A 15,068-nucleotide genomic window follows, 5' to 3' on the forward strand; every position below is an offset into this window, starting at 1 on the left:
TATTCATCCGCCATGCGCGAGTGGTTGAGTTCTAAATTAAAACGCCTCACCAATAGTAAAATAAAAACCTGTTGTTAAATCACTTGAAACTCCAAAATCGATTCTGGCATTCACTTTTCTTTCTTTATCAATCTTAAAGCGAACCCCTAAACCAGCGGTTGTTCTGATGTTTTTCCATTGCAATTGGTCAATTTGATCTCCAACAATAGCATTTCCGGCAAAAGCGACCATTCCAAAACGCCAAAAAACTGGCATTCTGTATTCTGCTTGCCAACCTATTTTTTGTTTAGCTAGCCAATATCCATCATAATAACCACGCATTTGTTTGTTTCCTCCCATACTTGAAAGATGAAAAAACGGTGCATCTCCTTGAATGAATCTTCCGTAGACATTCGCAGCAATTACTTTGTCCTTTTTTAAATCAAAATAACGAATGGCATCTATAGTTGTTAGATTGTAAGTAAAATCGCTTCCTATCCAATTTCCAAAACGTTCAAAACTGGCTTGAATGGAATATCCTTTCGTTGGATAAAAATTATGATTTCTCGTGTCGTACTTAATTCCTACACCTAATCCACTTATTATTCCTCCTTGACTTCCAGTGATGGTATTTTGAATCAACTGCCCTCCTTCTGCCCTTTCTACAACATCAAAATCATCGAAAGTGTAATGAATTCCGGCGTAAAAAGCAGGTAAAACTTCGTAAAAACCTTTAAATCGAACACGTGGATAATTCACCGAATATTGTTCTACTTCTCTTGGTTCATTTCCTAAACCATAAAAATTGTAGAAATAGCGATAATAGCCAACTTCACCATTGAATACGATCTTGTTTTGCATCGCCCATATATCAAAAGAAGCATAGGTTAACACTTGCTTTTCCAAAGTATAAGCCGCTCCTAAATTGATTTGTGACGGACGTAAAATAGTGTCATTTGGATTGGTTTTAAAGCTAAAAAATCCTGCCGCTCCAAATCCCAAACGGGTTTCTGGACCATAGAAAAGAATAGGAATTCCAATGATTTTAGGAGAATATCTGCTTGTATCATTTTCTTGTGCTTTTACCGATGAAGGAAGTGCTACCAAGATGATAAAAAGAAAAAGTAAAAAGTATTTCAATTAGGTTTTTTTAGATGTAAATGTACGAAAGTTCTCACAGTTGTGATTGGTGAGCTTTCTATTTTCAACTTGAATTATAACAAGTAATTGAACAATTAGTTTTAGCCAAGGATAGAATCAAAATATTTTTTCTTCATATATCGTTGAATTGTTTTCTTGTTGTTTTACCATGGACCATCCCTGTTCACATTAACGAAATTATTATTCTCATATCGAAAAGCTCCTTTAAGACCTACAAACCAAAGTCGTTTTTGATCATCCTGAAACATACTAAAAGGAAAGGGCATAAAATCATTATCCTCGCTCTTAATTTCTGTGAATGCAACGCCATCAAATCTATATATTTCCCTTTTGTTCACTGAAAACCAAAGCTGACCGTCATTATCTTCAAAAATGCAACCGATGCCATCTCCTTTACCGATCAGTTTTTCGGTAATATTCTTAATCGAAATTTCATTGTATTTAAAAATACCATTAGAAGTTGATATCCAAAAATCACCATTTTCGCTTTCAATAATGTCATTTACAAAATTTGAAGAAAGGCCTTCATTTTCTGATATGTTTTTTAATATTGTGTCATTATAAATAAATACCCCACCATTCGTTGCGAACCACATCCTTCCTTTACTATCTTCTATTATCGAATGAATCATTTTTGATGTGCTAACTCCAACTGCCGGGTTTATTTTACCTTCGGGAATTTCGAAGGGTGTTAATTTTAAACCATTAAAAGTGTAAACTCCTTGAGTTGTTCCGACCCAAATTAAACCATTTTGATCAATTTTCATACTCCAAAGTCCTCCAACAGTTAGAATATCTTTTTCGTGATAGATTGTAAAAAATGTGCCGTCAAACTTGGCTATTCCCCCACCATAACCAATCCAAATATTTCCATCATCATTTTCGATAACAACATGAACAGTAACGTTTTTACCCTGCGAATCCTTAAGTTCAAAATAAACAAGGCCATTTTTATCATAACGACAAAGGCCATTTTGAGTTCCAAACCAAAAATCACCTTTACTGTCTTGAAAAACAGTTCTGATAACACCACTTATTTGATTTCCTTGGTAGTCCTTATCATTTATGTTATTCCTATATTCCGGTTCCGTTTCTGCCTTTAAACTAATACTGTCTTTATGTACTTTTGAAATTAAAACGGGGAATGATTCATTATTTTGTCCAATACAAGGATTGAAAATGAATAAAAAGATCAGCGTAAAACATCCTGCTTGAATTCTTTGAAATAAATACATAATAATTTTTTATTCTTAATATCGTTATCCTAAAAAAGAGAGCGCAAACTCTGACTCATTGCAATCGCTAAGCAGATTTTGTTACAGCATTTTTAATTCAATAATCCTCAAGGTTCTTCCCCAATTGAAAACCTTCAATCAACAAGGGCAAAGTATCATTTGCCAATTCGAAGAAAGGTAATTCTCCTGATTTAAGCTTCTCGTCTAGTTCTGATTTTGGAAGTAAGTGTTTTGCATGATCCAAGTAAGTTCCATTCATCAAGTGTCTGTATTCATGTTGAAAAATTACAGCACCAAATCCATCGAGTCTTCCTCGTTGAATTTCTCCTTTTTGATTTTTGCATTCATATTCTAACCATTCAAAAGTGGCTACATTTCCTCTATCTTCTCCATTCGCACTCAAGCATCCGTGCCAAAAGTTTTTGCGATTTTCGGAAACTTTGGTAATTACAGGATTAATAAAAACCTGATTGGTCACCGTTCCCAAAACTTTGTATCTTGGATTGTCGTCCATCGCTTCAATAATGAAAATCTGCAATCTTTTCCCCAATTGATTTGCCGCAATCCCCACTCCTTCTTCTCTGAGCATTACAGCGTTCATGGTGTCGATAAATGTACTGAGTTCAGGAGTGTTGAATTCTGACTCTGTAATTCTTCGTGGGGTTAAATACAATGCGTTTTTATCTCTTCCCTCAGCATCTGCTGGAACATGTTGAACGACTTCCAAACCTTTCTTAGGAATTTCGAATGTGAGGGATTTATCGATTGAGCAACCTGATTGAGAAAGTGCTGTCATAAGTAAAATGGTTAGAATTATGTAGTTTTTAAACATGGGGGATTTTTTTATTGAATCGAGTTAGCTTTAAATTTTATCACTTTTGGATAAAGTTAATGAACTTTCCTAAACTTATTCCTACCGATTCAAACCAACGCGGAAATTCAAGAATATTAAAACAATTGAAATTATAAGTAAACCCCAGCAGGTAGCCAAGAATCCTGGATCAATTCCGCCTCCAAGGGTTGTGATTGAAATCAAAGCGCATAAGGATAGGACAACGCAGGAGATGTTTAATGTAATATTTACTTTATTGCGACGCACTACAAATCTAACATACGAAGAGCTAAGTAGGACTAAAATTGATACAGCTGCGACAAGTACGGCTGGAACCACGATATAAAGACCTTCTAAACCATCCAATTGACCAGCAAAGGCCATTTTGCCGGTAAAAATTAAGAGAATTAAAAGGAGGTGTCGTTTCATGTAATGGTCACTTTTGTTTTATCTTTTTGTGGAACCTGATTGTCGGATATATAGTCAAACCAAGCTTATCTTTATTGAAGTGTAATTACTGAACTTAGTATTTTATTTCCAAATCAAGTTGTCTTCCATCTTCAAATGCCTTTTTGTCCAAACCAGAACCAACAGCGATCCCAATAACCATTCCGATAGGTAGACCTATTCCAAGCAAGCCCATGTTTCCAAGAGCTATCCCAAACACAACTCCGATAGGAACTCCAAACGCCGCCATTCCAACAGCCAACCAGGTGTTTCTATAGTGATTTTTGGTTACAAGGTTTAACTTTTTTTCAATCAACTTTATAATACTCGACTGAGTCCTTCTAATTTGGATTCTCAATTCTTTTTCTGAAACTGAAATAAGATTTAGTTCGTCTATTCGATTATTGATAGAAATTACAATTTCATCAGAAAGTAGCTTTGTTCTTAACAACCTTAACAAATGATTGAATTGATCATAGCCATTAATCAGTTTTTTATTTTGGTATTTCTCTGGTCTAATTTTTAATTCTTTTATTTCCATTGGTTATCATTAATCACAACGCTATCAGTATGTTTGCCTAGGCGATAGAAAGATACAAACTTTTAAAGGTTCCACCTAGCCAACTCCACGCATTTTGCTATTATTTTTTTTGTGACTAAAAGCCAAAATGGCGATCTGGCGCTTTGTCAGATAACTTCCAACCTTTATGAACCGCTGTACCCCCATATAAAATCATACTGAGTGTAATGGCATTTCACCGCTTCACTCCCCTTGTATTAAATGTTTTTACGAATTCTTCTGCTTCTTTCTTCTGCTAAGCAGAAATTCATAATAATAATAATAATAATAAGTGAATGGTTACCCTAGTTCTAAATGACATACCTCATTAAGGTCATAGTAATGAGAAGGTCCTATATTTGACAAAAAATAGATAAATGATATTGAGAAGAATATCGGTATTGAGATTATCTTAACAAGGCAAAATCCATTAAACCCTTTTTCATTTTAATTTATGCTTAAGTTAATTCTAGTTTTTATTTGGCCAACCCATTCATTATTTTAACAATTTGATTACACAGCAAGTAGAGCAGAAAAAAAAGTAATGAACTTTCGAAAACGTGAATTGACTTATTTGCTGTATGCCATGTTGTAGCTAGTTACTCTTAGCACTATTGATGTAAATTATATTGGCTTCTTGTCCATCTTTATGGCGTTTTGAGCGTCCATATAATCCTATAGTTGCATCATCCGGTGAATTCGAATCTAATTCAGATGGGTTTACATACGTATACATTCCATATCCGTGTCCTGAGACAGTCCAACCCTCAGTTTCATTCAAATAAGTAACTCCAAAATCACCAGCAGGCCCCCCAGTTGAAACTGGTCCAAATTCTTTCATTAATTTAATAGCTTCACTTTTAACATCTGAAATTTGGCTTACGTCATCTAGTATTATGTATGTCCCATTTTCAAAAAGCACCCAATCTTGAAATTGTGGATTTATTGCAAGTTTTACATTTTCAAGTAAAGATTTAGGTTTCATATTTAAATTTACAGAGGTTACGTTTAATTTACGATCTTCTTTTATGTAACCACAACCTAATAGGATAGAGGATGTTAATACAATTGTAAATATTATTCTCATATTCTGGTTTAATTAGCTACAAACAGGTCGATATACGCATTGCGTATATCCATCCTATATTTATTCTTTCAAATATAACATTAATCTCATTCCAAAAACCAACTACAACAAGCATTTTCAATAGATTATAAATGGAGTACAAATATTTAATCAACCTACTAACCGCGTAATTAAACGAGAAGCTCAAAAGTGTTCTTATTTGATCAATCAGCATATTTATTATTGTATTATTCTAGCTTTTTTAGGGCTTCGATCCCGCCAGTTCAACACCAAGCACAATGAACTCAAGCCTTACTTGACCTCATTGGTGCTTAATTGTTGTACCCAGTTTTTTCTTTTTTATTCTTTCCCCAAGCTATTACTTTAACTCCTTTTGAATAGTGAGTTTTACTTGGATTTTCACCTATTAATTTCTTAAATCTCGGGTAATCCAATTCCAATTTCTGTATGTCAACCTCATTAATTGGCCATTCTAAATGATGTATTTCAAATTCGTTAATCGAGTCGTTTGTATCTTGAAAAAGAGCATACCTTTCAGTTAGCCATTTGTCTAATTCCGTTTTTCTTTTTAGTTCACTTTTGAGTCTGAATTCAATTTCAAGCCTGTCATTATATTCCGAATTCTTGGATTGATATTTTTTATCAGTTCGCATTATATTCGAAAATCTATACGGAAGTTCCGAAATACCTCTTGCTATTTTACACGATAAACTTTTTCCGCCCTCAATGCTCAAGAAGAAAACTCCAGTTTTATTATTTGACTTAACATAAGTCCGAATGTTTATTTCGTCAAAATCCGATATTGGCGGAAATGAAGGTAGGTTTTTCGGTCTAATTTTTTCCATTGTAAATGCAACAACTGAAATCCAAGGTTTGCCTTCAAAAAGGTCAATTTCCAATTCATCTGGAACGAACTTTTTCAATTCGGTCAAGTCAACTTCATAATGAAGAAATATTGCATTATTCCACTCTTGATAAAATTTCCATCTTTCAGTCGGAATTTCCCAAGGTCTGTGTTTTGTGGTATTTAATATTTCTTGAATTGTCATTTTTCGAATTAGCTACAACAATAGCCTATATCTTTTCCACCAAATATAACATTAATTTCATTTGAAAAACCAACTACAACAAGCATTTTCAATTGATTATAAAAGGAGTACAAATATTTAATCAACCTACTAACCGTATAATTACACGAATAATATACGTTTAATTCTACCGCTAAAAATCAAACCCGAAGCTTCGTTTTCCACCCCGACGAAAACCGGTAGCTACATCCCGAATTAATCACCAATTTCCTATTCCAAAGCAAAACTGGCTGCTACCTTGGGTAATGCTCAAAATTTTTATTCCTCAAAATTGGATTTACAATTCTAAACAATAAAAACCTCTGCGCTCACCAAATCTATTGCCATTTTGGCTTTTCATTTACAAAAACTCGTCATTAATTCGGGATATGAACTTGTTTTTGGTTTGCAGTTCACGCTAATTTGTGTAGCGACCTTGTGAAGCTCCCACAAATAGCTTGAATGCCAAAAAGAAGGAATAATTTATAGGTTGTAGGCGGAAATGGTGGCCTAGAAATAAGCTTTAAGTTATGCAATGAAGGGCTATTTATTAGGATTATTGAAAAAACTCAGGAACTGTATTTGAAAAATCCTCCTCCTCGTCCCTCCTGATTTTTTCGGGACAGGCTCTCCGAAGGGGGAGATGCTCAATAACTAGTATTTAGGTTTTTCAAAAAAGAAAACACCAACAAGAATCTAAAGCCTAAACAACCCCCTACTCCAACTCCAATAAAACAGGACAATGATCTGAACCCATCACATCATTCAAAATATCAGCGTTTTGGACTTTACTTTTCAGAGATTCGCTCACTAGGAAGTAATCGATCCTCCAGCCAACGTTTCTTCCTCTTGCTCCACCACGGTAGCTCCACCAAGAATATTTCACTTCTTCTGGTTTAATTAAACGGAAAGTATCCAATAAGCCATTTCCAACGAAAGCATCCATTCCATCAATTTCTTTTTGGGTAAATCCTGCGCCTTTATTGTAATTTGCTTTTGGTCTGGCAAGGTCAATATCTCTATGGGCAACGTTGAAATCCCCACAAACGATAACTGGTTTTTTAGATTCTAAGTTCTTCAAAAAGGCCAAGAAAGACTGATCCCAAGTTGTGCGGTAATCTAATCGCGATAAATCATTCTTTGAATTCGGAACATAAACCACAACAACATAAAATTCTTTGAATTCGGCAGCGATCACACGTCCTTCTTGGTCATGCTCCTCTGCTCCAATGCCGTTAATGACATCCAAAGGTTTTTCCTTACTCAAAATAGCGGTTCCAGAATATCCTTTCTTCACCGCAGAATTAGAAACAATATGATAATCTTCGAATGATTTCAGCGCTTCTTGAACTTGATCGTCTTGCGCTTTTGTTTCCTGCAAACACAAAAAATCTGGATTTAAAGCTTTCATGTCCGCCTCAAAATCCTTTTGTATTATTGCACGTATACCATTTACATTAAAAGAAACCAATTTTGTCATCATTCTATTTGTTTGTGTGTTACCTTCTGTGTCACCCCTTCAGGGTTTGTATATCTTATATTTCATTTTAAACAAGGATTTACATCCTTGGTTAATATATTTCATCCCTTCAGGATTATTTAAACTTCTAAAATAGAAAGTCTCATTCATTATTTTGAACTAAAAAATCAAATAGTCCTAGTTGCTATTTCTGAATTAGAAAGTTATTTAGCAAGGCGCACCTTTTTTTAATTCTAAGGCGTTGACCTATGTCAACAACTGAATTAAAAAAAGGGTGCAACGCCGATAAAGAGCTTTATAAACAGAAAGACCTAGAAGCCTGTAACTCCGTTTACTGTCGTATACTTCAAAATATTCTTCTTATCCGGGTGAATCCTTGCAAAAGCAGATTGAACAGCGATTGTTCCCTCATGGAAACCACACAAAATCAATTTCAACTTTCCTTCGTATGTATTTACATCACCGATGGCGTAAATTCCTGGGATATTTGTTGAGTAATCTTTGGTATCTACAGTAATTGCATTTTTCTCTATTTCTAATCCCCAATCAGCGATTGGTCCAAGTGATGGTTTTAATCCGAATAAAGGAATAAAATGGTCTGTTGCCAAAACAGTTTCACCTTCCGTTTTGTGTTTGATCACAACGTTTTCAACCTTTCCATCACCACCAATACCAACAACTTCTCTATCAGTTAAAAGATTGATTTTTCCTTCACCTGCAAGGTCCATTACTTTTTGAACTGAATCTAAATGTCCACGGAAAGAACTTCTTCTGTGCACTAATGTCACTTTCGAAGCAATTTTCTTATCTGTTAAAAAGATGGCCCAATCTAAAGCGGAGTCTCCTCCACCAGCGATCACGCATTCTTTTCCTCTGTAGAATTCCGGATCTTTAATGATATATTCAACACCCTTATCCTCGTACACTTCTAAATTCTCAACAGGTGGCTTACGTGGTTCAAAAACACCTAATCCCCCAGCAATCATAACGATTGGAGCTTCGTGTTGTGTTCCCTTATCTGTTGTAACGATGAATTTATCATCGGCTACTTTTTCAATTGTAGATGCCGCTTCACCTAAAGTAAATCCAGGCTTAAAAGGAGCTGCTTGTTCCATCAAATTATCAACTAAATCTCCAGCTAAAATAGAAGGAAATCCCGGTATGTCATAAATCGGTTTCTTAGGATAAATCTCAGAACATTGTCCACCTGGCTGAGGTAATGAGTCAATCAAATGACATTTTAATTTTAATAATCCTGCTTCAAAAATCGTAAACAAACCTACTGGTCCTGCACCTATTATAATTATATCTGTTTTAATCATATTTTCTAATCTATATCGTAAATCGAATTGACTTACAAATTTAACTATTCTTTATTTAACAGTAATAAGCTAAGATTGTTTTCCTTAGAAATGTTGACACTTTGTTAATTATTAATGGGATTTGGAGATTTTACCGCAAAGGGAGCAGAGATTTTCGCAAAGGAACGCAAAAGAAAAGGAAGGTTTTTTGAGGGACGGCGGTGCCGTTGAGGAGTGGATTTTTATATTGAAAAAGTCAAATCAAATTTCCTCCCTCTGTATCTCCCTCCAAAGGGAGAGTTGCTTCGACCTATTATTTCCGGTAATTTAAAAACTTTACTAACAATTTCAAATATTCATAATTGAAAATTCGTAATTCATAATTAACTAAAGATAGTTTGCATTACGCTCAAAGATTTTGGAGTTTTAAAGCCATTGATGTGTAACCTGAAATAATTAACTAAATGTTCAGTGATTTGTCTTCGGTGGGTTTTATGAATATGCATTGCTAGTAAATCATTCTTTTCACTTTGCAACAATTCAATAAGAATTGGAACCACCTCATCATTTACAAAAAGGTGACTACTTGGTGTTTGATTGGCGATCACTCCGTCTTGCAAGTCGAAAATTGTTCCATTGGAATTCGCAACATTTATTCCAATTCCTATTTGGTCTGCTAATTTCAGTAAGAACCAAATCGGGTAATTGGTGAACTCGTCAGAATTGTCAATCCATTTTACTTCATGTTCCAGAAATTCGAACATTTCCACATCCTTGTCGCTGCTTTTTAAAACTTGAGCTAAAACTTCTGTAATAAAGAATGCTAAACCACTTTTTAGGGGATGATAAGGTATACTTTGTGGAATAAAAGTAGAATTGATTTCAGTTACTTTTCCCAACTCACTATCTTCTCTGCGGAAGGCGGTAATTTCGACCAAACTTAAAGCTTGGAGAATATTTCCTTTCTTTTTCTTTCCACCTTGGAAAATATATGCTTGAAAACCGTCTTCCAGGGTAAAGAAATTTAGGATCAAACTTGTTTCACTGTAATTGAGTTTCCTCAATAAAATCCCATGTTGAATTCCTTTCATGCTAATTAATTAACACTACTTTCCCCACTTGTCTACCTTTTACATCAGGATCATCAACACTTGTCCAGATCAAATAAACACCTGTTGCAGCACGTTGTCCATCTAGGGTGTTTCCTGACCAAGTGGCTGTTCCACCATTTGAAACTGTTTGGTAAACTAATTTTCCTGAAATGTCCGTAATTTTCACATCAGAATCATAGGCTATTCCTTGCATGGTAATTGGCCCAAAATAATTTGGATGAACAGGATTAGGAAAAACAGTCACATTGTCATAATCTAAACTTCCTTGAGAAGCATCAGAACGGTAAGAAATCATTCCTTCTTCGGTAACAAAGAAAACTTCTCCATTTTCTTGATTAATACTGATATCCAAAATAAAATTACTTAACAAAGGACTATTCTCCGCAGTAAAGTTTCGCTCTACTTCCAATCCATCAGGTGAAAGCAAGAAAATTCCTGAACTCGCTGTGCCAATCCATTTTCTATTTGCACCATCTATTTGAATTGAAGTAATGTGTGTTGTTCCTAATACGATTTCAACATTTTCTCCAAATTGAATCAATAATTTCTGAAAATTATATTGACCTGGGTCAGCATCAAAAACGTTTGCAGCATTATATAAAACACGCATTCCTTCTGGAGTTCCTACCCATATATTTCCATCGAAATCTTCTGCAATAGCCTCAACACTTGCAGAAGGTAAATCTCCATTATTTACGCCTGTTGTCAACAATTTAAATCGATCATCACTGGCATCATCAATATTATCTCCTTCATCAAAGGCTAAAATTCCAGAGCCACCAATAGAGAGCCATTTTGTGCCGTTGTTGCCAATAATTAGTCGCTGAGTAACTTTTCCATTCACACCGCTCCCCACATTAAATTCGTACCATATCCCATCTTTTGTGCGCACTTTTAGTGGTTTGGTGCCATTTGCATTTCCCACCCATAAATTACCTTGGTCATCATATTCCATATCAGAAATATACCCCCAACCCGTTGATCCAGTTTCTTCAATTAAGCTATTGGTTATCGTAAAAGTATCGGTAACAACCCCTTCATTGGTAATCACCATAGGAATTCCAGAATAACTTCCAAATGCTACTTCTTTTGTATCATTTGGATTGATAGCAGTAGAAATGAAATCCCACGAATCTGCACCTTGAAGAAAAGCTTGCTCGTCAATTGCAGTTGAAATCCAAACTTCATTCTCCATCGTTGCTCCACCTTTTCTACTAAAAGAAGGTGAAAGCCCCGTAAATCCACCACTTGCAAGAGCTAATTTACCCTTGTTCCATTTTGATCTAAAAATTGAATTATATCTAGGTCCACCAAAAGTTATATTCTGCGAGTTAAAAGGATTAGCTGCTTTCACCAAACCTGAGCGATTGTCAGCTATAAAATATTCTCCATTAATTAAAATAGCATGCTGAGGAACAGGAAAGGAAACACCTTGATATTGAAATAGAACTTCTAATTCCGTTAAGTTAGTGTCATAATTCACTAAAGAACCTGTTAGAGAAACCAATAAATTATCCTCATAACCGTCTAATCCATTTATTTCTACTTCATCCATAAATAAGGTTGGAACACCATTTTCCAATTGAAAAAGAGTATCTCCATTGTAAAAATCATGACCATAACTTAAATACAACTTGTCATTAAAAGTTTCTAATTCGGTATAACCTCCTGTCGCAATATAGTTATTCACATTTGGCATCAATTCCCATTGTCCTGGATCAGCTAAGAACGAATTATTTGAATTACTCACATAAACCCCTTCATTAGTTAAAACATAAATACTGTCTTCTAAAAAAGCAATATCTATAAATGTTTTCACCGTATTTGAAGGATTATAAGTATCGCTAATCTCCCTTTTACCCAAATTTACAACAACAATTCCTACACCCGTAGCCAAATAAGCAGATCCATCCTTAATAACAATTCTATTGATTTTCTTTAATCCATTCACAGTAGATTGAACAATCGCAGGCAAATTGTAAACAGAGTTATTCTTTATTAAATCTAGGTTTCCATTTTCATAACCAATCAATAAATTGGCAGATCCTTTATCGTAGGCTATAGCTGAAGGAGAAACATCAGACAAATAATTTGCTACTGTCCAAATCGTTTGTTCTCCATCTAAATCATATTCTAACAATCCATTTTCGAGAATTGCATAAACCACATCGTTTCCTTCTACGACATCTATTGCAGAATTAGGTGAAATATGCATTCTCCAATTGCCCATTCCTAATTGCGAATTTCCAATCAAGGCAACGCCCAGTGCTATTAATAGTGTTCCAATTTTTCTCATGCTGGATATTTAACGTTATAATTCAACGTTTATTTGAAATTTGGGTTTAAATATAAGGAATCAATTGTTGTGAATTCAAAAATTTAATCATTCAAAAAGTCAAAGCCTAAAAAAATTGCGATTTTGTTAATTAATTGATGCGTATTGTAGGCGGTAATGCATAAACGTAAACGAAATTATGATGTATAAACGATTTCATCCTTTGATTTTGAGAAAGCGTCACTAAATTTACAAACCGTGTGATTCATAGATTAACGCATCTTTGATTTTTCTGAATTCTTCTAAAACCTCCAAATATCAATCTATTCACAATGATAAAAGAAAGTGAAAAATATTCTATTAGTATTTAGTAACTTTAGACCATGAAATTTACTGAGCTCGGATTAAACGAACAACTTTTAGAAGCAATTGGCTACATGGGTTTTGAAAACGCAACGCCAATTCAAGAACAAGCTATTCCAGAAATAATAAAAGGTCGCGACATTATAGGCTGCGCACAAACTGGAACAGGAAAAACTGGAGCGTTCGTATTACCTATTTTACATAAGATAGCTGAAAAACCTACCAATAAAATCAACACCTTAATTATTGTTCCTACACGTGAATTAGCAGTACAGATTGAACAACAAATTCAAGGATTATCCTACTTTATTTCGGTGAGTTCAAAAGCTATTTATGGTGGTGGAGACGGAAAAGATTGGATAGAACAGAAAGAAGCTTTGGTGACCGGAACAAATATTATTGTTGCAACTCCTGGAAAACTTTTATCTCACCTTAAAATGGGATATACTGATTTTTCTCAGTTAAAGCACTTAATTTTAGATGAAGCCGACCGAATGCTAGATATGGGGTTCATCGATGATTTATCTACAATATTTAAAAGTTTGCCTGCTAAACGCCAAAACTTAATGTTTAGCGCAACAATGGCGAATGAAATTAGAAAATTCGCAAGAACCTTACTAAAAGACCCTATAGAAATTAATCTTGCTTTATCTAAGCCAGCAGAAGGTGTAAAACAATCCGTTTATTTAGCATTTGATGAGCAGAAAAACAGTCTTCTTAAAACAATTTTAGAAGCTAGAAAAGACTACAAAAGAATTATCATTTTTTCTTCAACCAAAGAAAAGGTTAGTACAATTGTCAAGTATTTAAGAAAAAACAAACTCCCTGCGAGTGGAATTTCTTCAAATTTAGAACAAGAAGCACGTGAAGAGGTTTTACGTGGATTTAAATCTGGAAGGATTTCTTTGCTTGTTGCGACAGATGTAATGAGTCGTGGAATCGACATCAAGGAAATCAATATGGTAATTAATTACGATGTGCCGAGAGATGCCGAAGACTACGTTCACCGCGTGGGAAGAACTGCGCGTGCAAACACAAAAGGCGAGGCTGTTTCTTTGATTAATCCTAAAGATATGCCGAAACTATCCAAAATCCAGGATTTAATTGGGTCTACCATTCCTGTTACACCTTTACCAGAAGAACTAGGTGAAGCGCCTGTTTGGAAAGAAAAATCGAAGTCTAAACCATTCAATAAAAATAAGAAAAAGAAGAAATGGACGAAGAAAAAACCAAGTGCTAAAACTGGTGATAATTCTAAAAAAGATCAACCAAAAGACAATCAACAGAAAAAAGAACATTCTAAAAAAGATCAGCCGAAAAAAAACCAACCCAATAAGCCAAATCCACGTAAAGAAAATCAAACGAGCAAAAAGCCGAATAAAGACAAGTAAAATGAAGAATATAGCTTTTTTAATTGGTGGAATATTTTTATTCTTTTCATGTGTAAACGAGGAATCCAAGAAGAATAATGAAGAAAACTCTGAAAACAAAGGGATTGAACAATCATCAACGGACAGTTTACCAGAAACGGAATGGAATGGTGAATACTTGAAAATTAAAGATGGAGATGAACCTAAAATCAAGAGAAAAAGTCAAGGTTCTGATTTCTACAGTATGGGAAGAGTTGAAATTAAAATAGAAAAGGATAGTGTTGATTTCAAACTTTTTGAACGCAAGAAAAATGTTTTAACATTCACCAATGAAAGTATCACTGCATTTGTAAGAAGTGCTTTTGAAGAGGATGTTAAAGTCGTTTTCAGGAAAAAAGACATCGTTGTAAACCACAAAGGAAAGTATAAAGTTGATGCTTCAGGAAAAGCGAATAATTCTGTCTTAATGACCATTAAAGCTGGTGAAAAAAGTCAACAAAAGGAATTCACCATGGAAAGTGGAATTATAGAAATCATTCATTTTTCACCAAAACTTGGCTTGTTAGAATTAAAAATCGATGGAACTTTCAAAGATTCAAAAGGTGCTAGCAAAAAAGGTGGAGGAATGATAAAAATGAATTTTGAAGAGGCTGTGATGACAGCTGTGTAAATTCTAAAGCTGACTTTTGCTTCGCTTAGTCAACTTTAGAATTTACAGTTTTGAGTATTGAGTGTGAGTATCGAGGCGAGATCAATTGAGGATTTTGGGTTTTTCTTTTTAAAACTCAGCGAACTTCGCG

The 15,068-nt window shown here is 34.6% G+C and carries 13 protein-coding genes; 2 read left to right on the forward strand and 11 right to left on the reverse strand.

Annotation, left to right across the window (positions count from 1 at the left end; all coding sequences use genetic code 11):
• Positions 1-36 precede the first annotated feature (36 nt).
• The 11 genes from C6368_RS01380 to porZ form a co-directional block, all read right to left on the reverse strand.
• Positions 37-1,119, reverse strand: a complete 1,083-nt coding sequence (locus C6368_RS01380; RefSeq protein WP_159038359.1) for a BamA/TamA family outer membrane protein — start codon at positions 1,117-1,119, stop codon at positions 37-39.
• A 164-nt stretch (positions 1,120-1,283) separates the two neighbouring features.
• Positions 1,284-2,375 carry a ligand-binding sensor domain-containing protein gene (locus tag C6368_RS01385; protein WP_107037377.1) on the reverse strand — a complete coding sequence of 364 codons (1,092 nt, stop codon included), beginning with the start codon at positions 2,373-2,375 and terminating at the stop codon, positions 1,284-1,286.
• A 97-nt stretch (positions 2,376-2,472) separates the two neighbouring features.
• The gene (locus tag C6368_RS01390; protein ID WP_107037378.1) at positions 2,473-3,207 is read right to left on the reverse strand and encodes a peptide deformylase; all 735 of its coding nucleotides are present in this window, start codon (positions 3,205-3,207) and stop codon (positions 2,473-2,475) included.
• Between the two features lie 81 nt (positions 3,208-3,288).
• Positions 3,289-3,636, reverse strand: a complete 348-nt coding sequence (locus C6368_RS01395; protein ID WP_159038360.1) for a hypothetical protein — start codon at positions 3,634-3,636, stop codon at positions 3,289-3,291.
• A 94-nt stretch (positions 3,637-3,730) separates the two neighbouring features.
• On the reverse strand, positions 3,731-4,195 hold the full coding sequence (locus tag C6368_RS01400; RefSeq protein WP_234369063.1) for a hypothetical protein: 465 nt from the start codon (positions 4,193-4,195) through the stop codon (positions 3,731-3,733).
• Positions 4,196-4,808: 613 nt separating this feature from the next.
• Positions 4,809-5,300, reverse strand: coding sequence for a hypothetical protein (locus C6368_RS01405; RefSeq protein WP_107037380.1), 492 nt, complete (start codon positions 5,298-5,300; stop codon positions 4,809-4,811).
• Between the two features lie 311 nt (positions 5,301-5,611).
• Positions 5,612-6,349 (reverse strand): YqjF family protein, encoded by a 738-nt coding sequence (locus C6368_RS01410; RefSeq protein ID WP_107037381.1) that lies wholly within the window; start codon positions 6,347-6,349, stop codon positions 5,612-5,614.
• Between the two features lie 733 nt (positions 6,350-7,082).
• Complete coding sequence (locus tag C6368_RS01415) at positions 7,083-7,850, reverse strand: exodeoxyribonuclease III (protein ID WP_234369064.1); 768 nt, start codon at positions 7,848-7,850, stop codon at positions 7,083-7,085.
• A 308-nt stretch (positions 7,851-8,158) separates the two neighbouring features.
• Positions 8,159-9,169 carry an NAD(P)/FAD-dependent oxidoreductase gene (locus tag C6368_RS01420; RefSeq protein WP_107037383.1) on the reverse strand — a complete coding sequence of 337 codons (1,011 nt, stop codon included), beginning with the start codon at positions 9,167-9,169 and terminating at the stop codon, positions 8,159-8,161.
• Between the two features lie 362 nt (positions 9,170-9,531).
• Entirely contained in the window at positions 9,532-10,239 is a 708-nt protein-coding gene (recO, locus tag C6368_RS01425) for a DNA repair protein RecO (RefSeq protein WP_107037384.1), read from the reverse strand.
• A gap of 1 nt (position 10,240) precedes the next feature.
• Positions 10,241-12,556, reverse strand: a complete 2,316-nt coding sequence (gene porZ, locus C6368_RS01430; protein WP_107037385.1) for a type IX secretion system anionic LPS delivery protein PorZ — start codon at positions 12,554-12,556, stop codon at positions 10,241-10,243.
• A 362-nt stretch (positions 12,557-12,918) separates the two neighbouring features.
• On the opposite strand from porZ, the gene C6368_RS01435 reads away from it, so the two are divergent.
• The gene (locus tag C6368_RS01435) at positions 12,919-14,289 is read left to right on the forward strand and encodes a DEAD/DEAH box helicase (protein ID WP_107037386.1); all 1,371 of its coding nucleotides are present in this window, start codon (positions 12,919-12,921) and stop codon (positions 14,287-14,289) included.
• Between the two features lies 1 nt (position 14,290).
• Complete coding sequence (locus C6368_RS01440; protein WP_107037387.1) at positions 14,291-14,938, forward strand: hypothetical protein; 648 nt, start codon at positions 14,291-14,293, stop codon at positions 14,936-14,938.
• The last annotated feature ends 130 nt before the right edge of the window (positions 14,939-15,068 follow it).

This window comes from Brumimicrobium mesophilum (assembly GCF_003025005.1).
GTDB lineage: Bacteria > Bacteroidota > Bacteroidia > Flavobacteriales_D > Crocinitomicaceae > Brumimicrobium > Brumimicrobium mesophilum.

Coding starts and splice junctions, on each gene's coding strand:
- C6368_RS01385 (WP_107037377.1), bottom strand. CDS start 2,375: ATGTATTTATTTCAAAGAATTCAAGCAGGATGTTTTACGCTGATCTTT.
- C6368_RS01390 (WP_107037378.1), bottom strand. CDS start 3,207: ATGTTTAAAAACTACATAATTCTAACCATTTTACTTATGACAGCACTT.
- C6368_RS01395 (WP_159038360.1), bottom strand. CDS start 3,636: ATGAAACGACACCTCCTTTTAATTCTCTTAATTTTTACCGGCAAAATG.
- C6368_RS01400 (WP_234369063.1), bottom strand. CDS start 4,195: ATGGAAATAAAAGAATTAAAAATTAGACCAGAGAAATACCAAAATAAA.
- C6368_RS01405 (WP_107037380.1), bottom strand. CDS start 5,300: ATGAGAATAATATTTACAATTGTATTAACATCCTCTATCCTATTAGGT.
- C6368_RS01410 (WP_107037381.1), bottom strand. CDS start 6,349: ATGACAATTCAAGAAATATTAAATACCACAAAACACAGACCTTGGGAA.
- C6368_RS01415 (WP_234369064.1), bottom strand. CDS start 7,850: ATGATGACAAAATTGGTTTCTTTTAATGTAAATGGTATACGTGCAATA.
- C6368_RS01420 (WP_107037383.1), bottom strand. CDS start 9,169: ATGATTAAAACAGATATAATTATAATAGGTGCAGGACCAGTAGGTTTG.
- recO (WP_107037384.1), bottom strand. CDS start 10,239: ATGAAAGGAATTCAACATGGGATTTTATTGAGGAAACTCAATTACAGT.
- porZ (WP_107037385.1), bottom strand. CDS start 12,556: ATGAGAAAAATTGGAACACTATTAATAGCACTGGGCGTTGCCTTGATT.
- C6368_RS01435 (WP_107037386.1), top strand. CDS start 12,919: ATGAAATTTACTGAGCTCGGATTAAACGAACAACTTTTAGAAGCAATT.
- C6368_RS01440 (WP_107037387.1), top strand. CDS start 14,291: ATGAAGAATATAGCTTTTTTAATTGGTGGAATATTTTTATTCTTTTCA.